The following is a 19,392-nucleotide window of genomic DNA, read 5'->3' on the forward strand; positions in this document are numbered from 1 at the left end:
TGCTCGCGAAGGTTTCCTCAGACAGCGACGCTGACTTCCTGTCTATCCACCGCCACCAGCGTCTCGATCATCGCCCGTGCCGCCGGCGACAGGCGGAAACCGGTGCGACTGACGATCCCGCAACGGGCATTCATGCTCTCCAGATTCTGCGGCAGGTTGCGCCAGTGCAGCAGCGCCAGCGAACCCTGGGCGATGTCTTCGACGAACGCTTCTTCGGTGCCGACGCCAATCGCATTGGATTGCAGCACCACTTTCACCAGCGCCGGAAAATGTTCGGTCTCGATGGTCGGGGAAAAATCGATGCGCCCGCTGAGATTGGCCAGCAGTTTGCGGATCCCCGGCGGGATCAGCGTGGTCGCCAGCGGATAGTCGAACATGTCGTTGGTCGACAGGCTTTCCTTGGCCAGCAGCGGATGCCCCGGACGGCAGAAAAATACCCCGCGCTTGGGCGTCAGTGGCTGGGTCTGGAAGTTCGGATCGGACTCGAAATGGCGGATGTCGGCGATGAAGAATTCGATCTCTTCGCGGCTCAGCGCGCGGCTGAGTTTTTCCCAGTTGTCCACTTGAAAGCAGGTGCGCACTTTCGGGTGGGCGTTGATGAACTGCGCCACCGCATCCGGCACCAGTTTCACCGCCGGCGCCGGCCCGCAACCGAAGTGCAGTTCACCGGCGTCGAGCTTGGTCATCTGCGTCACTTCGGCGCTGAGCAACGCGGCACCCTGCACCAGGCTCAGGGCGTGTTGCAGCACCACCTGGCCTTCCGGCGTGGGGCGCAGGTCTTTGTTGCCGCGATCCACCAGCACACAGCCGAACTCCTGCTCCAGGCCCTGGATACTGCGGCTGAACGCCGGTTGGGTGATGCCCATGGCGTCCGCTGCACGGACGAAACTGCGGTGCTCGTTGAGGGCGATGAAGTAGCGCAACTGGCGAAGATCCATATGCTTTTCCGGCATCCTAAAAATAGCTCGAAGGCATTTGCGACGAGGGTTGCTTGAGGTTTTAAATGCAAGCTCTTATTCCGTCAACGAAGCATGTGAATATCTATTAGATGTAAATGGAATATAGATAGAGCGTTGTTTCGCTGCCGTCCAACCGCAAGCTGTCGATGAGGGTCTATCCATGAGCAATGCCGCACTCGCTGTAAAACCCGCTGTCCACGCGCTGGAAATCCATCCGGTGGCCGGTCGTATCGGCGCTGAAATCCGTGGTGTGCAGCTGTCCGGTGAACTCGACGCCGCCACGGTCGAAGCCATTCAGCAGGCGCTGATCCAGTACAAAGTCGTGTTCTTCCGGGAGCAGACTCAACTCGACGACCAGCGCCAGGAAGCTTTCGCTCACCTGCTCGGCGAGCCGGTGGCGCACCCGACCGTGCCGTCCCGCGAGGGCACCCGTTATCTGCTCGAGCTGGACGGTGCCGAAGGGCAGCGCGCCAACTCGTGGCACACCGACGTGACTTTCGTCGATGCCTACCCGAAAGCCTCGATCCTGCGCTCGGTAGTGGCCCCGGCTTTCGGTGGCGATACCCTGTGGGCCAACACCGCCAGCGCCTACAACGAACTGCCCGGCGAGCTGCGGGAGCTGGCGGACAAACTGGTCGCGGTGCACAGCAACGAATACGACTACGCCGCCGTGAAGCCGGACGTCTCGGCGGAGAAGCTCGAGCGCTATCGCAAGATCTTTACCTCGACCGTCTACGAGACCGAACACCCGGTGGTGCGCGTGCACCCGATCAGTGGTGAGAAAAGTTTGTTGCTGGGGCATTTCGTCAAGCGCATCAAGGGCTACTCGCAAGCAGATTCGGCGCATTTGTTCGCGCTGCTGCAAAGCCATGTGACACGCCAGGAAAACACCGTGCGCTGGCGCTGGAAGGCCGGTGACGTGGCGATCTGGGATAACCGTTCGACCCAGCATTACGCGATCGATGACTACGGCACCCAGGACCGCATCGTGCGTCGCGTCACCCTCAAGGGCGAAGTGCCGGTAGGGGCTTCGGGGCAGCGTAGCCAGACCATCAAAGGCGCCGAGCTCGTCGGCGTCTGATCGGGCCTCTTCGCGAGCAGGCTCGCTCCCACAATGTAGTTGTGTCGAACGACACGCAATCTGTGGGGGCGAGCCTGCTCGCGAAGCTTTTCACTACCACACGCCGATCTGCACCACTTTCTCGCTCTCCGGCTCGCCATAGCGAAACCGCTGGCCGCGTAAATCAATCTCCTGATGACTGATCGTGGTGCGCCGCTTCAACCCGCGCACCCACTCGAACAGATACCCCGCATGTTCCTCGCGCACCGCCGCATACGTCGGATCCGCGCCCAGATCCGTCAACTCCTGCGGATCATTCAACAGATCGAAAAGCTGCGGCCGGAAGCCGTCGTAGGCCAGGTATTTCCAGCGTTCGCTGCGCACCATGGTCATGCGGCAGCGGTCGATCGGCTGCCCGAGTCGCTCCCGCGCCGGCGCCTGGAAGGCGTAGTCGTATTCGCTGATGGCGTACTGGCGCCAGGCAGGATTTTCGCCGTGCAACAGCGGGATCAGCGAGCGACCTTCCAGGCGATGATCGGCGCTCGGCAGGCCCAGGGCCTGAAGAAAGGTCGGCACGGCATCGATGGTTTCCGCCAGGCGTTCATCCACCGTGCCGCGGGTGATATCTGCCACCGCTCGCGGGTCGCGGACGATCAATGGCACGCCTACCGCTTGTTCCAGCAGAAACTCTTTTTCGCCCAGCCAGTGATCGCCGAGGAAGTCACCGTGATCGCTGGTGAACACGATCAGCGTGTCGTCCCAGCGGCCGTTGCTTTGCAGGAAGTCGAACAGCCGCCCCAACTGATCGTCGACCTGTTTGACCAGGCCCATGTAAGTGGGAATGACATGGTTGCGAACGCTATCGCGGGAGAAATTCAGGCTTTCTTCATGCTGGCGAAAGGCCTTATAGACCGGATGGTCGCTTGGCGAGGCATTACGTACCGGGGCGAGAATCGATTTCGTACTGTACAAGGTGTGGTACGGCGCCGGTACGATGTAGGGCCAGTGCGGTTTGATGTACGAGAGGTGCAAACACCAGGGTTTTTCGCCTTGCTCGGCGATGAAGTCGATGGCGCGATTAGTAGTGTAGACGGTCTCCGAATGTTGCTCGGGAATCCGCGCCGGCAGGTGGGCGTGGCGCATTTTCCAGCCGCTGAGGATTTCGCCGTTCTCGCCTTCGGCGGCGTTGGCCCAGTCGTGCCAGGGGTTGCGCCCCCCAAATCCCTGTTCGCGAAGGTAATGGGTGTAGGGCGCTGACTCGCGCTTGTCATCGAACAGCGGGTCGTCGGGGAAAATTCCGTCGTGACGCAGGTACGCCTCGAACCCGACTTCATTGAGCACTTCGGCTTGCGCGCTGTGCGGATTGATCGCCAGGCGCTGCAGGGCATCGACGTTGGCCGTGGCGTGGGTCTTGCCGACCAGCGCAGTGCGGATGCCGTGGGGGCGCAGGTAATCGCCCAGCGTCAGTTCTTCCAGGGGCAGCGGCACGGCATTCCACGCCACCTGATGGCTGCTGACATAGCGCCCGGTGTAGGCCGACATCCGCGACGGGCCGCAAATCGTGCCCTGGGTATAGGCGCGGCTGAAGCGCACGCCGGCCGCTGCCAGGCGATCGATGTTGGGCGTGTGCAGGTGCGGATGGCCGTAGCACGACAGGTAATCGCGGCGCAGTTGGTCGCACATGATGTACAGCACGTTGCGCACGGGGTTTTGCGGGTTGGACATGGGGTTCACCGGTCAGAGAGACAGGCGAGGGTTGTCGCTTTCGGCGGGGGTGTTCGGCAAGTGCATTTGGGGAATGGGTTTTATGCAGTGGTTGCATGGGGGGGCTGGGCTGACGCCATCGCTGGCGAGCCAGCTCCCACAGAACGTGCGCCCGGCCCGAATGCGCTGCACACCCCGCCACCTGTGGGAGCTGGCTTGCCAGCGATAGCGGTGGATCAGACCGCAAGTCCATCGAGTGAACAGACTTCCTCATCCGCCGCATCAATCACCTTGATCTGCTCGATCATGGCCTCGGCCAGCGGCGACAACCGATACCCCGCCCGACTGACAATCCCATAGCGCGTGTACAACTCTTCGAGATCATCGGCCAGCCCTTCGATCTTCAACCGCACGAGGTCGCCGCGGGCGTGGTGCAGGGCATCCGAATAGGCGCCGACGATGCCGATGGCATCGGAGCGCAACACCACACCGAGCAGGCTGGCGCTGTTTTCGCACTCGACGTTGGGCACGAAGTCCGGGCGCCCGCTGAGGTCGACAATGACCTTGCGCAGGTTCGGTGGGCGGATGCTCACGGCCAGCGGATAGCTCATCAGTTGCTCGGCTGTGATCCGCTCAAAAGCGGCCAGCGGATGCCCGGCACGGCAACAGAAATGCCATTTGCGCGGACGTAGTCGATAGGTCAGGTAATCCGGATCGGCCTCGAAGTGGCGGGTATCGGCGACGAAAAATTCGAACTCCTCGCTGAGCAGGCGTTTGCTCAGGCTCTGCCAGTCATCGACCTGGAAATGCACCCGTGCTTTCGGGTAGCGGCCGATGAAGCTGCCGATGGCGCGCGGGATCAATCCGGCGGCCGGTGCCGGGCCGCAGCCGAAGCGCAGCTCCCCCGCCTCCAGCCCGTTGAACTGGCTGATCTCGTTGGCCATTTGCTGCGCGCCGCTGACCAGCCGCCGCGCATGTTCGAGCAGCACCTGGCCCTGTTTGGTCGGCGGCAGATCCTTGCGTGCGCGATCGACCAACTGGCAGCCGACGCTATGTTCCAGCGCCTGAATGCTGCGGCTGAACGCCGACTGCGACAGGTTCACCGCCTGCGCGCCGGCGACGAAGCTGCGTTGTTCGGCAAGGGCGATGAAGTGGCGGAGCTGACGCAGATCGATATGCATTTTTCACATAAAAAATATCCGGGAAATGCATTGGATATGCATTAGGTCGACTCCTTATAAAGGCAATCTCTTATGCAGTAAATCTTTGTAAAAACATAAATAAATAACTTAAAAGAATATGCAGCGTTGAAGATGTCTGTGTGTTTTTTGACCAGGAGCCGCGCCATGAGTCCGTTGAACCCCGCGTCACCCTTAACGCCACGACGGCTCAAGCGCCTGCCTCTGGCGCTGTTGCTGGCGGGGAGTGCCAGTTGGACGCACGGCTACGCCGCGGACGCTGAAACCCCGGCGCCGGCGCCTGCCGGCAAGCCTGCAGCCAGCAGTGCGCAACTGGAAACGGTGACGGTCACCACCCGCCGCCGCGAGGAGAGTTCGCAGGATGTGCCAACGCCGATGAGCGTCGTCAGCGGGCAGAATCTGGAGACGCAGCGGGTCTACCGCATTCAGGATTTGCAGCAACTGGTGCCCAGCGTCAACGTCGCCTACATGCACGCGCGCCAGTCCAGCGTGTCGATACGGGGTTTGGGCAACAACCCGGCCAGCGATGGCCTGGAGGGCAGCGTCGGCCTGTACATCGACAACGTCTATCTGGGGCGGCCGGGGATGGCGGTGTTCGATCTGATGGACATCGAGCAACTGGAAGTCCTGCGCGGGCCGCAGGGTACGCTGTTCGGCAAGAACACCACTGCTGGGGTGATCAACATCAGTACGCGCGCGCCGAGTTTCACCCCGGAACGCAGCATCGAAACCTCGGTCGGCGAGGACGGTTATTTCCAGACCAAGGGCACGATTTCCGGGCCGCTCAACGAGCAACTGGCCGGGCGCATTTCGGCCTATCGCACGCGCAGCGACGGCGACATCAAGAACGAATACAACGGCCATGATCTGAACGGTGGCTCCCGTGACGGCTTCCGCGCGCAGCTGCTGTTCAAGCCCAACGAAGACTTCAACCTGCGCTGGATCGGCGACTACAACGAAGAGGATTCCAGCGCCGGCACCCGCGTGCTGTACAACACCGGGCCGACCATCAACGGCGTCAATCTGTATTCGGCGCGGGCCGCTGCCGCCGGCGCGACCCTGGTCAACGGCTCGCACCGCAAGGTCAACCTGGACAACGACCAGCACGTCACCGTGCATCAGGGCGGTACTTCGCTGGAGGCCAACTGGACGCTGCCGAGCGATTTCACCCTGACCTCGATCAGCTCCTACCGCTTCTGGAATTTCACCCCGAAGAACGACGACGGACTCAACGTCGCGGCGACCTACAACGCCGGGGTCTCGGTGGAAGACAAACAGTACTCGCAGGAATTTCGCCTGGCGTCGCCCAAGGGCGAGTTCTTCGACTACGTGCTCGGCGCCTATTACTTCGGCTCGGATCTGGACAACAAATCCTTCGCTTATTACGGGCCGAAGGCCGACATCTGGAACGGCACGCCGAGCGGGGCGCTGGCCAACGTCGACAGCGTCGGTCGCGGGCACATCAAGACCGACAGCTTCGCGCTGTTCGCCCAAGGCACCTGGCACCTCACCGAGCGCCTGGATTTCACTGCCGGGGTCCGCGGCACCTATGAAGAGAAAAACGCCTGGGTCAACCGCGATGCACCGCAGGGTGGCGCGGCGGTCACCGGGGCGGCGGCTACCGCACGCCGTGGCCGTGCCGGCGCCTATGATTCCGGCGACCTGAACCAGTACAGCTCGAGCCCGTCGGGCCTGCTCAACCTCAGCTACCGCATCACCGATGACGTGCTCGGCTACGCCACGCTGTCCCACGGCGAGAAATCCGGCGGGGTCAACCTGGTGGTCGGCTCGGCACCGACGGCGGGTGCCGATTCACTGCTGATCGGCACCGAGCGCGCCAACAACGCCGAGCTCGGGTTCAAGAGCACCCTGTGGGATCGCCGCCTGCAGCTCAACGCCAACGTGTTCTGGACCCAGGTCAATGCCTATCAGACCAACGCCTACGACGACGTCAACCGCGTGCAATACCTGACCAATGCCGGCTCGGTGCGTTCGCGCGGGGTCGAGTTCGAAAGCACGCTGATCCCGCTGCGCGGCCTGACGCTGAACTTCAACGGTTCGTTCAACGACGTCAGTTATCTCTCCTACAAGGATGCGCCGTGCCCGCCGGAAGTCAGCCAGGCGCCGGGCGCGCCGGCCTCGTGCGATCTCAGCGGGCATCAGGTGGTGGGCGCCTCGAAATGGATCGGCAACGCCAACGGCGAATACAAGTGGAACCTGGCCAACGGCTTCGAACCCTATGTCACCGCCAGCTACGCATTCCGTTCGAAAGCGGTGGGCACGGTGGAGGACTCCGATTACGGCCAGATCCCGAGCTATGCGGTGGTCAACCTCTCCACCGGCCTGCGGGGCGATTTCAACCAGGGCCAGTGGGATGTCTCGCTGTGGCTGAAAAACGCCTTCGACAAAACCTATTACACGACCCTCTGGACAGGCGGCAACGGCGGCTATGAAGGCCTGCTCGGCACCCCGCGCACCCTCGGTGTCACCGGTCGCTACGACTTCTGATGGACTCTTCAAGGAGCTGCACCATGTTGCCCGACAAAACCGCTTTGACGCTGCTGCTGTCCAGCGCGCTGCTCAGTGCCGGCGCGCTCGCCGCGCCCAGCGTCTACCCCACCGGCGTCACCCGCTACGACCCGGACAAGGCGTTCAACCAGTACGTGATTTTCAGCGGTGCCGACAAGCACACGCACCTGATCGACATGAACGGCAACGAAGTGAAGAACTGGCCGCAGGCCGGTTTTCCCTCGGCGATCATCGACCCGCAACTGGTCGGCGGCGAGCGCGGGCACGTGCTGCTGCAACTGAGCGACAAGGATCCGGGCAAGCTCGGCTCTGCCGGCAATGGCCTGGGCAACCAGAGCGTCGGCGAGCTCGACTGGAATGGCAATGTCGTCTGGCAGTGGGGCGACAAGGCGCCCGGCGGCGCGGCGCAGCAGCATCACGACCAGCGTCGGCTGAGCAACGGCAACACCGTGGTGCTGGCCAACAAGGTGCACAAGGTCAAAGGCTTCAAGGCACCGCAAGTAATCGACGACGCGATCTATGAAGTCAGCCCCGATGGCCAGGTGAAATGGCAGTGGCTGGCCTCAGAGCACCTGAACGAATTCGGCTTCACCCCGGAGCAATTGAAACTGGTGCGCGCCAGCGACAATCCCGATTACTTGCACATCAACAACCTCAGCCTGGTCGGGCCGAACAAGTGGTTCGATGGCGGTGACAAACGCTTCGCGCCGGACAACCTGCTGTTCGATTCGCGCAACGCCAATTTCATCGCGATCATCGATAAAGCCAGCGGCAAAGTGGTCTGGCGTCTCGGCCCGAACCTGCCGCTGAGCAATCCGAAAACCGCACAACAACTGCCGCGTCCGGTCGATCAGTTCGTCGGTCAGCATGATGCGCATATCATCCCGGCCGGACTGCCCGGTGCCGGTCATCTGCTGGTGTTCGACAACCAGGGTTCGGCGGGTTATCCGAACGTCACACTGGGGCTGATTTCCGGCTCGCGGGTGCTGGAAATCGACCCGGTAAACCAGCAAATCGTCTGGCAATACAGCGCTGCCAATTCGCAGCAGCCGGGGTGGGCCTTCTACAGTTCGTTCATCAGCAGCGCGCGGCGCTTGCCCAACGGCAATACGCTGATCGATGAAGGCATGAACGGGCGGTTTTTCCAGGTCACCGCCAGCGGCGAGAACGTCTGGGAGTACGTCAGCCCGTACCTGGGCAAGGCACCGGGCAGTGATGCCATCAGCAATTGGGTCTATCGGGCGCTGCCTGTGAGTTATGACTGGGTGCCGGCGGGGACACCGCGTTCGCAGAGCGCGGTCCGCGCACCGGCAGTCGGTATTCAGCAGGCCAACGCCAGTCGTTAGTTGAAATGGAATTAATCCTCCACCGATTGGCAATAACTTATGAGCAAGTTGAACAGTGCTTATTGCAATTTCATTGATAAGTCGCGTGGACAATAATTGAATGTCCAACCATTCTCAGTGTCGTGAGTTTCCAGGAGGAAACTTGCTCTCATCGGAAGACACTTATCCAACGATAAAGGAAATCGTATTATGTCGAGCATTAATGGCAATTATGTAAACGCTAACGCTGGCGCCAAACTGACGATTACCGATGGCAACGATTCCAACGGCACCTTCAGCGGAAAGTTCAGCCAGAACGGCGTGAACTACGACATCGCGTACGGCCACTATCATTTCCAGAACAGCACCGGGCAGCCTACGATTATCACCTTCGCGGCGCTGAATGAAGGCACGGGTTATCAGTCCTGGACATTGTTCTCGCCGGATCACAACTATTCGAAAGTTCGCGCCGTGGGCTCGCGCACCAACTTTGATGGTGACGTGGTGGGTCTGGCTGGAGAATTCGTGAAACAGTAACCTGGTGCCGAAGAACAAAGGCCGATACGCGAAAGTGTATCGGCCTTTTTATTTGTCCGGCACAAGACCCAGCAACTTTTACATATTGTTAGTTATCGCTGCGTAACACCGGAGCGGCAGCGCCATGCCTTGCGTGAATACTTTTTATGCCGGCAAAGCATGTGTTTTCGAGCGAATCGCTGCAGCCCTTGTCTGGCGTGGCTTTGGCGGAAATGACTGTTTTTGATATTCCCTAAAGCTCTATACATAACATTAAAGATTACTTTCGGAGATAAGCGTCCAGGCCAATGATTGCCTTATCGATCAGCCGTGGGGGATTCAACAAGCGGCGCCATCGGTTTGCTGAAAGAAAACGCAAAAAAGACCGCAGGGAGTAAATCAATGGGCAATGTCCAGACCGCCGCCAGCGCGCAGCCGTTGCTGTGGCGCCAGGCGCCGAGTGGCGAATTGGTCGATCTCGGCCGGCCCCATCGCGTGCCGTTGGGGCAGCTGCGTCTGCAGCGTGCGCCCACGGGCATTTTGAGCCCGCGCGAAACCCTTCTGCTCGGCGTATTGGCGCTGCTGGTGCATGGTGCGGTGATCTACTGGATCAACCAGCATTCGACGCCGCCGCTGCCGATCGTGCCGCCGGAAATTCCGCCGATGACCATCGAGTTTTCGCGTCCGGCGCCGCCCGCGCCACCGGTGGTCGAACCGCCGCCACCGGCACCTGTGGTGGAGCCACCGCCGCCGGTGGAAGACGAACTGGCCGTGAAGCCGCCGCCCCCCAAACCGATTCCCAAGCCGAAACCGAAACCGGTCGCCAAACCGCTGCCGAAACCGGCCCCGAAAGTGCTCGAGCAACCACCGGCAGTGCCTCAGCCGGCGGCCCCGGTCGCCGCCCCAGCACCGCCCGCGCCACCGGCGCCGGCCCCGGTGACACCGGCCTCGGCCAACGCCGCGTACCTGAAGAACCCGGCCCCGGAGTATCCGTCGCTGGCCCAGCGTCGAGGCTGGGAAGGCAGCGTGTTGCTAAGGGTGCATGTGTTGGCCAGCGGCAAGCCGGGCGAGATCCAGATTCAGAAGAGCAGTGGTCGGCAACAGCTCGACGATGCGGCGCTGGCAGCGGTGAAGCGCTGGAGCTTCGTCCCGGCCAAGCAGGGGGATGTCGCCCAGGATGGCTGGGTCAGCGTGCCCATCGATTTCAAGATTCATTAAACCGAAACCTATTTCGCGCTAAACGTTTACACGAGGGAACACATCATGACGTTACTGGCATCTCCACTGGAATCCATCGAAAGCGCGGTGATCTGGCTGCTGGTGGTTTTCTCCGTCGCCACCTGGGGCCTGGCGTTGCTCAAGGCTGTGCAGTTCGGGCGCCTGAAGGCGCAGGATCGCAAGTTTCACAAACGCTTCTGGGCGGCGTCGAGTCTGGACGCCGCCGCCGAGTTGAGTGAAACCCAGCCCGGCGCCGCCGCGCGGGTGGCGCAGGCCGGTTACGCGGCGATTCAGGTGGGCGAGGCGCCACAGGCCAACGACCTGAGCCAGGCGATCAATCATCAGGATCGCCTCGAACGGGCCTTGCGCCAGCAGATCGTGCGCGAGCGCCGTTCGCTGGAAACCGGTCTGGCCGTGGTTGCCAGTATTGGCAGTACCTCGCCGTTCATTGGTCTGTTCGGCACGGTGTGGGGAATCATGGAAGCGTTGAAAGGCATCAGTGCGGCGGGCTCGGCGAGCCTGGAAACGGTTGCCGGTCCCATCGGTGCGGCACTGGTCGCCACCGGTGTGGGGATCGCGGTCGCGGTGCCGGCGGTGCTGGTTTACAACTACTTTCTGCGGCGCCTGAAGCTGACGGCGGCGGATCTGGATGATTTCGCCCACGACTTCTACAGCCTGGCGCAGAAGAGTGCGTTTCGTGTGCTGATCCACCCGGCCGCGCACAAGACAGCAGCCCCGGGCAGCGCGGCGAAAGTGAAGGAGGCCTCCTGATATGGCCTTCTCCACGCAAGACAGTGATGAGGTGCTCAGCGAGATCAACGTGACGCCGCTGGTGGATGTGATGCTGGTGCTGCTGGTGGTGTTTATCGTCACGGCGCCGCTGCTGACCAACGCGATCCCGATCAACCTGCCGAAGACCGAGGCGGTGGCGCCAGTCGAGCAGAAAGACCCGTTGGTGGTGAGCATCGACGGTGCCGGAAAACTGTTTATCAACAAGGATGAAATCCAGCCGGATCTGCTGGAGTTCAATCTCAAGTCGGCGAAGGCCAAGGACCCGGAAGTGCGCGTGCAATTGCAGGCCGATGACGGGGTGAACTATGGGGAAGTGGCGCGAGCCATGGCTTCGATCGAGCGGGCGGGGATCACCAAGCTGTCGGTGATCACCGCGCGATAACGGATTGTCGTTTTTCCGGGGCCGTCTCCTTGGCAGGGTGCGGCCCTTTTTTTATCCCGCAAGACCAGCCTCATGACCGACCCATGGTGGCAGCGCGATCGCTCGCAAAAGCGTCAGCTGCACACAACGGATTCGCGAGCAGGCTCGCTCCCACCAGTCTGTATCTAATATTCTTTTAGGGTCTTAATAAATAGCTTCTTATTCCTTAACGAATATAAATCCCATCCCTATACTCGCTCAGGAACAGACACGACGCAGGAGAGCTCCCCATGCGCAACGAATCAATCCGCTATCTGATTGTGCCGGGCTGGCAAGGATCGCCAGAAGATCATTGGCAAACCCACTGGCAGAACAGCCTGCCCAACAGCGCCCGGGTGGAGCAGGCCGACTGGCTGACGCCGCGCCGTGAAGACTGGGTCGCGGCGCTGGCCGAAGCGATTGCCGCCGACAGCACGCCGGTGATTCTGATTGCCCACAGCCTCGGCTGCATCACGGTGGCCCACTGGGCGGCCACCGCGCCGCTGCAGTATCTGCGCCAGGTGCGTGGCGCGCTGCTGGTCGCCCCGGCGGATGTCGAGCGCCCGGCCTGTGCACCGGCGCTGCGCAACTTTGCGCCGATCCCGCGCGATCTGTTGCCGTTCCCCAGCCAGGTGGTCAGCTCCGACAACGACGCTGCCGTCAGCGCGCCGCGGGCCCTGGAGCTGGCACGCAACTGGGGGGCCGAGGCGGGGATTCTCGCCGGCGCCGGGCACATCAATGTGAAGTCCGGGCATCAGCGCTGGGAGCAGGGTTTCGCCTATCTGTACCGCCTGCAGAACCGCCTGGAGCACCACGCCCTGCGTCGTGCCTGAAGCGGTTCGTTTGTGCTTTTTCTTTTCGCATCAGCCCCCGTCTCCCGGCGGTTTTGGGCCGGAGTCTGCCATGAGTTTCGAAACCTTCGGTCAGCCGTTGCTGACCTTTCCCGACGCGGAAAAAAGCCCGCTGAGCATTCGCGCCAAGGCGCTGGTGTTCGTCGATCCACGCTCGCGCCAACTGCGCGAGGAAATGAGCCAACTGGCGCCGCGCTCGATCTCGGTGTTGATCCGTGGCGAAACCGGCACCGGCAAGGAACTGCTCGCCCGCCACATTCACCGCGCCAGTGACCGCGGCGGCCTGTTTGTCTCGGTCAACTGCGGAGCGATCAGTCCGACCTACGCCGACGCCGAGCTGTTCGGCTACGCCGCCGGCAGCTACAGCGGTTCGGCCAGCAGTCGCGCCGGGTGGTTCGGTTCGGCCAATGGCGGCACCTTGTACCTCGACGAAATCGGCGACCTGCCGCTGCCGATTCAGATCAAGTTGCTCGCCGCCCTGGAAAACCACGAAGTGACGCGCGTCGGAGCCCATCAGCCGAGCCCGGTGGACGTGCGCCTGGTGGCCGCGACCAGCATCGACCTGGCCCAGGCAGTGGCCGCCGGCAAATTCCATGAGCGGCTGTATCACTACCTCAGTGAAGGCCATCTGGAGTTGCCGGCGCTGCGTGAACGGGTCGGCGACATTCTGTCCCTGGCCGAATATTTCCTCGGCATCTACAGCCAGCGCCTCGACCTGCCGGTGCCGCTGATCAGCGAAGCGGCCCAGCAAGTGCTGGAACAGCACAGCTGGCCGGGCAACACCCGCGAACTGGAAAACGTCATTCACTTTGCCTTGTTGGTGAGCACCGGCGACGAGATTCTGCCGGAGCACCTGAACCTGCCCGAAGCGTCTGGCCCGCTGTTTCAGCTGCAACGGCAGATTGCGCGGTTGAACGCCGAAGGCACGCCGGATGAGCGTAAGACGTTGAAAGAATTGCTGATTCAGCTGAGTCAGGAGTTGTGACGCATTTGTTCAACATGAACAAAATGGAATATGAAGCTGAATAAACGTTATTGTCCGGGAATAAAAAATCCCGGTATTGTCCGCTTCACGCCAGCGATAGCACTTCACTGGCACACGTATTTAGCCGTCGTCGATGACGACCGTGATTTTCGATAAGGACACTGCATGAAAAAGGTTCTGTTGTTTACCGCATTGGCGGCTGCTCTGACTGCTTCGCTGGCCCAGGCCGGGGAAAAACTGGTGGTTGCCGCGACGCCGGTGCCGCACGCCGAGATTCTCGAGCTGATCAAGCCGACCCTGGCCAAAGAAGGCGTGGATCTGGAAATCAAAGTCTTCACCGACTACGTACAGCCGAACGTTCAGGTTGGCGAGAAGCGCCTGGATGCCAACTACTTCCAGACCAAGCCGTACCTGGACAGCTTCAACGCCGGCAAGTACAAGGACGACAAGGCCAAGTACCTGGTGACCGTGCAGGGCGTGCACGTGGAACCGTTCGGTGGTTACTCGAGCAAGTACAAGACCCTGGCCGAACTGCCTGACGGCGCGACCATCGCCATCCCGAACGAAGGCAGCAACAGCGGCCGTGCGCTGATCCTGCTGCAGAAGGCCGGCCTGATCGAGCTCAAGGATCCGAAGAACGCCCTGGCCACGCCGAAAGACATCGCCAAGAACCCGCACAACTTCAAGTTCAAGGAACTGGAATCGGCGCTGCTGCCGCGTGTCCTGAAGGAAGTTGACCTGGACATGATCAACACCAACTACGCGCTGGAAGCCAAGTTGAATCCGACCAAGGATGCGCTGGTGATCGAAGGCGCTGATTCGCCTTACGTGAACTTCCTCGTTGCCCGTGAGGACAACAAGAACAGCGACGCGATCAAGAAACTGGCCGCCGCCCTGACCAGCCCGGAAGTCAAAGCGTTCATCGAGAAGAAGTACAACGGCGCGGTGCTGCCGGCGTTCTGATCCGACGCTTGAACCACCCCTTCAAGGTATGAAAACGCCGATGGCCAGTGAAGGTCATCGGCGTTTTTGTTTGGCTGCGATTAAGGGCGTGCGGTGATCGTTGCCCCGCACTGCGTGGAAACGATCGAGCTCAGGCCACTTGAGCCTTCAACGCTCGGCGCAACGCCATGAGCAGTTTCACGATGTCCTGCGGATCCAGTTGCTGCGGCACTTTTACGTCCATGTTGTCTTCCTTGTTAGGGTCTGGCCGGGGGAGTCTGGCCAAAAGCACTGCATCCTTGGAGGGCTTTGCGGAAAAAAAGATCCTTCCTACAGCGCAAGGAAAAATAGCCTTGTTATCCCTTCGCGGCAAACCGGGCAGATAGTTTTTTGCGTGATATCAATATGCTTTAACGGTATTTAAATTCTGCTTTTTATACCTTTAAAGTCGGTGCCTGCCGGACAGCCATCCGCTGTCCATGGACTTGCACCACCGCCGCTTACCGAGTGGCGTCAGGATGTTTCATGAACTTCGATTACGCCTTCATCCTCAGCACCCTGCCGGCGTTTCTCAAGGCCGTCGGCGTGACGCTGCAGGTCGGTCTGATCGCCATCGGCACCTCGATGCTGGTGGCGCTGCTCAACGCGACGATTCTGGTGTTACGCACACCCTACCTGCGAAAACTGGTGGGGCTGTACGTTGAACTGGCGCGTAACACGCCGCTGCTGATCCAGCTGTTTTTCGTCTACTTCGCGCTGCCGGCGCTGGGCCTCAAGGTGTCCGGGTTCAGCGCGGCGATCATCACCATGACTTTCCTCGGCGGCGCCTACCTCACCGAAGTGTTGCGCGCGGGTGTCGATGCGGTGCCGCAGGCGCAACTGGAATCCGGGCGCGCCATCGGTCTGTCCCACGGCCAGTTGCTGCGTTACGTGATCCTGCCGCAGGCGGGCATCCTCAGCCTGCCGTCGCTGTTCGCCAATTTCATCTTCCTGCTCAAGGAGACCACCGTGGTCTCGGCAGTGGCGGTGCCGGAAATTCTCTACACCACCAAGAGCTACATCGCGCTGTATTACAAAACCTACGAAATGCTCGCCGTGCTGACGCTGATTTGCGTGCTGCTGTTCCTGCCGCTGTCACTGCTGCTCAGCCGTCTGGAAAGGAGGCTCCAGCATGGCCAGTTCGGGTCTTGAGCTGCTTTGGGTGTCGTTGCCGCAATTGGCCAGGGGCGCCGGGCAGACCCTGTCGATCTCGTTCCTGAGCATCGCCATCAGCACCGTCGGCGGCGTGCTCTACGGCGTGTTGCGCACGCTCAATGTGGCCTGGCTGAACGCGCTCCTGCGGATCTACCTGGAGCTGTTCCGGGCGATCCCGGTGCTGGTCTGGCTGTATCTGCTGTTTTTCGGCCTGCCGATTTTCTTCGGCCTGAGCCTGCCGAGTTTCTACTGCGCGGTACTGGTGCTGTCGCTGTGGGGCGCCAGCGAGGTCGGCGAAGTGGCGCGGGGCGCGCTGCATTCGTTGCCGCGCGGGCAGCGTGAGGCGGGGCTGTCGATCGGTCTGAACGCGGCGCAGCTCTACGGCTACGTGCTGTTGCCGCAGGCACTCAAACGCATGACGCCGCCGACCATCAATGTCTACACGCGGATCATCAAGACCAGTTCGCTGGCAGTGCTGATCGGCGTCGTCGACGTGATCAAGGTCGGCCAGCAGATCATCGAGCGCACCTACGAGTCGGTGTTGATCTACGGCGCGCTGTTCCTGTTTTTCTTTTTCATCTGCTACCCGTTGTCGGCCGCTTCGCGCGTGCTGGAGCGGCGCTGGACGCAAGCATGAGTGCATTGATCGAGTTTCACGGATTCAACAAATACTTCGGCGCACAGCAGGTGCTCAACGGCATCGACCTGCAGGTGCAGGCCGGCGAAGTCATCGTCATCCTCGGCCCCAGCGGTTGTGGCAAAAGCACCTTGCTGCGCTGCCTCAACGGTCTGGAAAGCGCGCACGGCGGCAGCCTCAGGTTCGCCGGCCGCGAGCTGCTGGACAAGGCCACCGACTGGCGCGAGATCCGTCAGCAGATCGGCATGGTGTTCCAGAGCTATCACCTGTTCCCGCACATGAGCGTGCTCGACAATCTGCTGCTCGGCCCGGTGAAGGTGCAGAAGCGCCAACGCCGCGAAGCGCAGCAGCAGGCCGAAGCGTTGCTCGCCCGCGTAGGGCTGGCGGACAAGCGCGATGCTTTCCCGCGCCAGCTCTCCGGCGGGCAGCAGCAACGCATCGCTATCGTCCGTTCGTTGTGCATGAACCCGCGCGTCATGCTCTTCGACGAGGTCACCGCCGCCCTTGATCCGGAGATGGTCAAGGAGGTGCTGCAAGTGATCCAGGGCCTCGCCCGCGAAGGCATGACCCTGTTGATCGTCACCCACGAAATGGCCTTCGCCCGCGCGGTGGCCGACCGCATCGTGTTCATGGATGCCGGGCGCATCCTTGAACAGAACCCGCCCGAGATTTTCTTTACGAACCCGCAAACCGCACGCGCGCAGCAGTTCCTGGAGAAGTTCTCCTTCGTTGCAACACTGCCAAAAACGAATCCGACAAAGGAACTGGAACCGCTATGAAAACTGCCAAGTCATCCCTGTTTTTACTGCCGCTGCTGGGGCTCGCCCTGCTGGCCGGCTGCAACAAATCCGAAGAGCCGGCCAAGCCGAAAGTCGCCAGCGCCAGCACCGCGCCGGCCGGTTACCTGGACAGGATCAAGGCCCGCGACAAACTGATCGTCGGCGTCTTCACCGACAAGCCGCCCTTCGGCTTCGTCAATGAGGCCGGGCGCTACGTCGGCTTCGATACCGACATCGGCCGCCAGTTCGCCAAGGACCTGCTCGGCGACGAGAACAAGGTCGAATTCGTCGCGGTGGAGCCGGCGAGCCGGATTCCGTTCCTGCAAAGCGACAAGGTCGACCTGATCCTCGCCAACATGACCGTGACCCCGGAGCGCAAGGAAGCGGTGGAATTCACCAACCCGAACCTCAAGGTGGCGGTACAGGCGCTGGTTCCGCAAAGCAGCGCGGTGAAAAACCTCGATGACCTGGCGACCCGCACCACCATCGTCACCACCGGCACGACCGCCGATATCTGGCTGACCAAAAACCACCCGGACTGGAAACTGCTCAAGTTCGAGAAAAACTCCGAATCCCTGCAAGCGCTGGCCAACGGCCGCGGCGATGCCTACGCGCAGGACAATCTGGTGCTGTTCAGCTGGGCCAAGCAGAACCCGGGCTACCGCGTGCTGGAGGAAAAACTCGGCGCCGAAGCACCGATTGCCCCGGCGGTGAAGAAGGGCAACATCGAGCTGCGCGACTGGGTGAATGCCGAGCTGGCCAGGTTGGGTGAAGAGAAGTACCTGCTCAAGCTCTACGATCAATATGTGCGCAAAGAGCTGAGCGATGACACCCAGCCTGAGAGCGTGATTGTTGAAGGCGGGAAGTGGCAGGGCTGATTGCCGGGTCGATGATCGTTCCCACGCTCTGCGTGGGAATGCTTCTGGGGACGCTCCGCGTCCAGTGACGCGGAGCGTCACGGTGCTGCATTCCCACGTGGAGCGTGGGAACGCTCAGGCACCGTGTGGGAGCGAGAGTGTGAGGCTAATCCGGCCAGTTCCACGCCGGCTCATCCAGCACCCGCTGCCCGACAACCCCGGTCTGCCCCAGTTGCTTCTCCAGCACGATGCAATTGCATTCGGGGTCTTCCTGCAACGCCGAAATCAACCGCCGCGCATGGGACACCACCCACACCTGACACTGCTCCGATGCGCGAATGATCAAGCGCGCCAGTGCCGGCAAAAGGTCCGGATGCAGACTGGTTTCCGGCTCGTTGAGCACCATCAATGACGGTGGCCTCGGCGTCAGCAGCGCGGCGATCAGCAGCAGATAACGCAACGTGCCGTCCGACAGCTCCGCCGCCGACAGCGGTCGCAGCAAGCCTTCCTGATAGAACTCGATGGCAAACCGTCCGCCAGCCAATGGCGCAATATCCAGCCGCGCTCCGGGAAACGCATCGCTGATCGCTGCCTGCAACGCCTCGGGGTCGCCGATTTCGCGGATGGTCTGCAACGCGGCCGCCAGATCACGGCCGTCGTGATGCAGCACCGGCGTGCGCGTGCCCAGTTGCGGCTGGCGCACCGGTGCGTCGGGGTCGCTGCGAAAGTGATCGTAGAAGCGCCAGCGGCGGATGAACTCGCGCATCTGGAACACTTCCGGCGAACTGCGCAGGCTGCCGACCTGATCGAACAGACTGTCGAAGGTCGGTGTGTGCTGCGCCAGCACGTCCCAGCTGCGGCCTTCGCGAGCGCGGATCATCGGACCGTCACGATCCACCAGCAGGCTGGCCGGACGATAAAGCGGCCCGGCCCAGATGCATTCCTTTTTGATTTGCGGGTCGAGGGAGAAATACGAGAGGCTCGGCTCCGGCAAACCCAGGGCGATCGAGTAGCTGAAGTCTTCCCCGGCAAAGCCCAGGCGCAGGCGTTTGACGCTGTGGCGTACGGTCGACTGGATGGGCACCTCGCCATTGCGCATGCGCCGACTGATGGTTTCCGGGCCGGCCCAGAACGTCGAGTCGAGCCCACCCTCGCGGGCCAGCGCATTGACCACGCCGCCCTGGGCGGTTTCCGCCAGCAGGCGCAGTGCACGGTAGAGGTTGGACTTGCCGCTGCCGTTGGGCCCGGTGATCAGGTTCAGCCGGCCCAGCGGAATCACCAATTTATTGATCGAGCGGTAATTGGCCACCGCGAGGGTCTTGAGCATGAAAATCCATCTCCTGAGGCGTCCATTGCCGGGGCTGCCGACGGTTCGGGCGGCTCCTGCAGGGGGAATATAGAGATCGGGCAGGCGAACGTTGAACCCTGTTCTAAGCTCACAGTCG

The 19,392-nt window shown here is 61.6% G+C and carries 18 protein-coding genes; 14 read left to right on the forward strand and 4 right to left on the reverse strand.

Annotated elements, in window-relative coordinates; genetic code table 11:
• Nucleotides 1–17 precede the first annotated feature (17 nt).
• Nucleotides 18–938 carry a LysR family transcriptional regulator gene (locus QRN70_RS19485; RefSeq protein WP_285419549.1) on the reverse strand — a complete coding sequence of 307 codons (921 nt, stop codon included), beginning with the start codon at nucleotides 936–938 and terminating at the stop codon, nucleotides 18–20.
• A gap of 181 nt (nucleotides 939–1,119) precedes the next feature.
• On the opposite strand from QRN70_RS19485, the gene QRN70_RS19490 reads away from it, so the two are divergent.
• Entirely contained in the window at nucleotides 1,120–2,040 is a 921-nt protein-coding gene (locus QRN70_RS19490) for a TauD/TfdA dioxygenase family protein (protein WP_285419550.1), read from the forward strand.
• Nucleotides 2,041–2,133: 93 nt separating this feature from the next.
• Here QRN70_RS19490 and QRN70_RS19495 read toward each other — a convergent pair whose 3' ends face one another.
• Nucleotides 2,134–3,744 carry an alkaline phosphatase family protein gene (locus tag QRN70_RS19495; protein ID WP_285419551.1) on the reverse strand — a complete coding sequence of 537 codons (1,611 nt, stop codon included), beginning with the start codon at nucleotides 3,742–3,744 and terminating at the stop codon, nucleotides 2,134–2,136.
• Between the two features lie 215 nt (nucleotides 3,745–3,959).
• Entirely contained in the window at nucleotides 3,960–4,904 is a 945-nt protein-coding gene (locus QRN70_RS19500) for a LysR family transcriptional regulator (RefSeq protein ID WP_285419552.1), read from the reverse strand.
• 165 nt (nucleotides 4,905–5,069) lie between these two features.
• On the opposite strand from QRN70_RS19500, the gene QRN70_RS19505 reads away from it, so the two are divergent.
• The 13 genes from QRN70_RS19505 (at nucleotide 5,070) to QRN70_RS19565 (ending at nucleotide 17,968) form a co-directional block, all read left to right on the forward strand.
• Nucleotides 5,070–7,430, forward strand: a complete 2,361-nt coding sequence (locus tag QRN70_RS19505) for a TonB-dependent receptor (RefSeq protein ID WP_285419553.1) — start codon at nucleotides 5,070–5,072, stop codon at nucleotides 7,428–7,430.
• Nucleotides 7,431–7,453: 23 nt separating this feature from the next.
• The gene (locus QRN70_RS19510) at nucleotides 7,454–8,797 is read left to right on the forward strand and encodes an aryl-sulfate sulfotransferase (RefSeq protein WP_285419554.1); all 1,344 of its coding nucleotides are present in this window, start codon (nucleotides 7,454–7,456) and stop codon (nucleotides 8,795–8,797) included.
• 189 nt (nucleotides 8,798–8,986) lie between these two features.
• On the forward strand, nucleotides 8,987–9,313 hold the full coding sequence (locus tag QRN70_RS19515) for a hypothetical protein (RefSeq protein WP_008081769.1): 327 nt from the start codon (nucleotides 8,987–8,989) through the stop codon (nucleotides 9,311–9,313).
• A 381-nt stretch (nucleotides 9,314–9,694) separates the two neighbouring features.
• A complete protein-coding gene (locus QRN70_RS19520) occupies nucleotides 9,695–10,510 on the forward strand; it encodes an energy transducer TonB (RefSeq protein WP_285419555.1) in 816 nt (271 codons plus the stop codon).
• Between the two features lie 45 nt (nucleotides 10,511–10,555).
• A complete protein-coding gene (locus tag QRN70_RS19525; RefSeq protein ID WP_285419556.1) occupies nucleotides 10,556–11,281 on the forward strand; it encodes a MotA/TolQ/ExbB proton channel family protein in 726 nt (241 codons plus the stop codon).
• Between the two features lies 1 nt (nucleotide 11,282).
• Nucleotides 11,283–11,684 carry an ExbD/TolR family protein gene (locus tag QRN70_RS19530; protein WP_003220570.1) on the forward strand — a complete coding sequence of 134 codons (402 nt, stop codon included), beginning with the start codon at nucleotides 11,283–11,285 and terminating at the stop codon, nucleotides 11,682–11,684.
• Between the two features lie 269 nt (nucleotides 11,685–11,953).
• On the forward strand, nucleotides 11,954–12,535 hold the full coding sequence (locus tag QRN70_RS19535) for an alpha/beta hydrolase (RefSeq protein ID WP_285419557.1): 582 nt from the start codon (nucleotides 11,954–11,956) through the stop codon (nucleotides 12,533–12,535).
• A 70-nt stretch (nucleotides 12,536–12,605) separates the two neighbouring features.
• A complete protein-coding gene (locus tag QRN70_RS19540; protein WP_285419558.1) occupies nucleotides 12,606–13,538 on the forward strand; it encodes a sigma 54-interacting transcriptional regulator in 933 nt (310 codons plus the stop codon).
• 165 nt (nucleotides 13,539–13,703) lie between these two features.
• On the forward strand, nucleotides 13,704–14,501 hold the full coding sequence (locus QRN70_RS19545; RefSeq protein ID WP_011331930.1) for a MetQ/NlpA family ABC transporter substrate-binding protein: 798 nt from the start codon (nucleotides 13,704–13,706) through the stop codon (nucleotides 14,499–14,501).
• Between the two features lie 504 nt (nucleotides 14,502–15,005).
• Complete coding sequence (locus QRN70_RS19550; protein WP_285419559.1) at nucleotides 15,006–15,671, forward strand: amino acid ABC transporter permease; 666 nt, start codon at nucleotides 15,006–15,008, stop codon at nucleotides 15,669–15,671.
• Nucleotides 15,652–16,311, forward strand: a complete 660-nt coding sequence (locus QRN70_RS19555; RefSeq protein WP_285419560.1) for an amino acid ABC transporter permease — start codon at nucleotides 15,652–15,654, stop codon at nucleotides 16,309–16,311. The genes QRN70_RS19550 and QRN70_RS19555 overlap by 20 nt, the downstream gene beginning before the upstream one ends.
• Nucleotides 16,308–17,090: an amino acid ABC transporter ATP-binding protein gene (locus tag QRN70_RS19560; RefSeq protein WP_285419561.1), complete on the forward strand. Its 783-nt coding sequence runs from the start codon at nucleotides 16,308–16,310 to the stop codon at nucleotides 17,088–17,090. Before QRN70_RS19555 ends, QRN70_RS19560 begins: the two co-directional genes overlap by 4 nt.
• A complete protein-coding gene (locus tag QRN70_RS19565; RefSeq protein WP_285419562.1) occupies nucleotides 17,087–17,968 on the forward strand; it encodes a transporter substrate-binding domain-containing protein in 882 nt (293 codons plus the stop codon). Before QRN70_RS19560 ends, QRN70_RS19565 begins: the two co-directional genes overlap by 4 nt.
• A 145-nt stretch (nucleotides 17,969–18,113) precedes the next feature.
• Here the strand turns inward: QRN70_RS19565 and QRN70_RS19570 are convergent, their stop codons facing one another.
• Entirely contained in the window at nucleotides 18,114–19,274 is a 1,161-nt protein-coding gene (locus QRN70_RS19570; protein WP_285419563.1) for an AAA family ATPase, read from the reverse strand.
• Between the last annotated feature and the right edge of the window lie 118 nt (nucleotides 19,275–19,392).

It is taken from the genome of Pseudomonas sp. efr-133-TYG-5, from assembly GCF_030209175.1.
Lineage (GTDB): Bacteria > Pseudomonadota > Gammaproteobacteria > Pseudomonadales > Pseudomonadaceae > Aquipseudomonas.

Bases quoted from the DNA above. Each gene is read 5' to 3' on its own strand.
- QRN70_RS19485 (WP_285419549.1), bottom strand. From the start codon at position 938: ATGGATCTTCGCCAGTTGCGCTACTTCATCGCCCTCAACGAGCACCGC.
- QRN70_RS19490 (WP_285419550.1), top strand. From the start codon at position 1,120: ATGAGCAATGCCGCACTCGCTGTAAAACCCGCTGTCCACGCGCTGGAA.
- QRN70_RS19495 (WP_285419551.1), bottom strand. From the start codon at position 3,744: ATGTCCAACCCGCAAAACCCCGTGCGCAACGTGCTGTACATCATGTGC.
- QRN70_RS19500 (WP_285419552.1), bottom strand. From the start codon at position 4,904: ATGCATATCGATCTGCGTCAGCTCCGCCACTTCATCGCCCTTGCCGAA.
- QRN70_RS19505 (WP_285419553.1), top strand. From the start codon at position 5,070: ATGAGTCCGTTGAACCCCGCGTCACCCTTAACGCCACGACGGCTCAAG.
- QRN70_RS19510 (WP_285419554.1), top strand. From the start codon at position 7,454: ATGTTGCCCGACAAAACCGCTTTGACGCTGCTGCTGTCCAGCGCGCTG.
- QRN70_RS19515 (WP_008081769.1), top strand. From the start codon at position 8,987: ATGTCGAGCATTAATGGCAATTATGTAAACGCTAACGCTGGCGCCAAA.
- QRN70_RS19520 (WP_285419555.1), top strand. From the start codon at position 9,695: ATGGGCAATGTCCAGACCGCCGCCAGCGCGCAGCCGTTGCTGTGGCGC.
- QRN70_RS19525 (WP_285419556.1), top strand. From the start codon at position 10,556: ATGACGTTACTGGCATCTCCACTGGAATCCATCGAAAGCGCGGTGATC.
- QRN70_RS19530 (WP_003220570.1), top strand. From the start codon at position 11,283: ATGGCCTTCTCCACGCAAGACAGTGATGAGGTGCTCAGCGAGATCAAC.
- QRN70_RS19535 (WP_285419557.1), top strand. From the start codon at position 11,954: ATGCGCAACGAATCAATCCGCTATCTGATTGTGCCGGGCTGGCAAGGA.
- QRN70_RS19540 (WP_285419558.1), top strand. From the start codon at position 12,606: ATGAGTTTCGAAACCTTCGGTCAGCCGTTGCTGACCTTTCCCGACGCG.
- QRN70_RS19545 (WP_011331930.1), top strand. From the start codon at position 13,704: ATGAAAAAGGTTCTGTTGTTTACCGCATTGGCGGCTGCTCTGACTGCT.
- QRN70_RS19550 (WP_285419559.1), top strand. From the start codon at position 15,006: ATGAACTTCGATTACGCCTTCATCCTCAGCACCCTGCCGGCGTTTCTC.
- QRN70_RS19555 (WP_285419560.1), top strand. From the start codon at position 15,652: ATGGCCAGTTCGGGTCTTGAGCTGCTTTGGGTGTCGTTGCCGCAATTG.
- QRN70_RS19560 (WP_285419561.1), top strand. From the start codon at position 16,308: ATGAGTGCATTGATCGAGTTTCACGGATTCAACAAATACTTCGGCGCA.
- QRN70_RS19565 (WP_285419562.1), top strand. From the start codon at position 17,087: ATGAAAACTGCCAAGTCATCCCTGTTTTTACTGCCGCTGCTGGGGCTC.
- QRN70_RS19570 (WP_285419563.1), bottom strand. From the start codon at position 19,274: ATGCTCAAGACCCTCGCGGTGGCCAATTACCGCTCGATCAATAAATTG.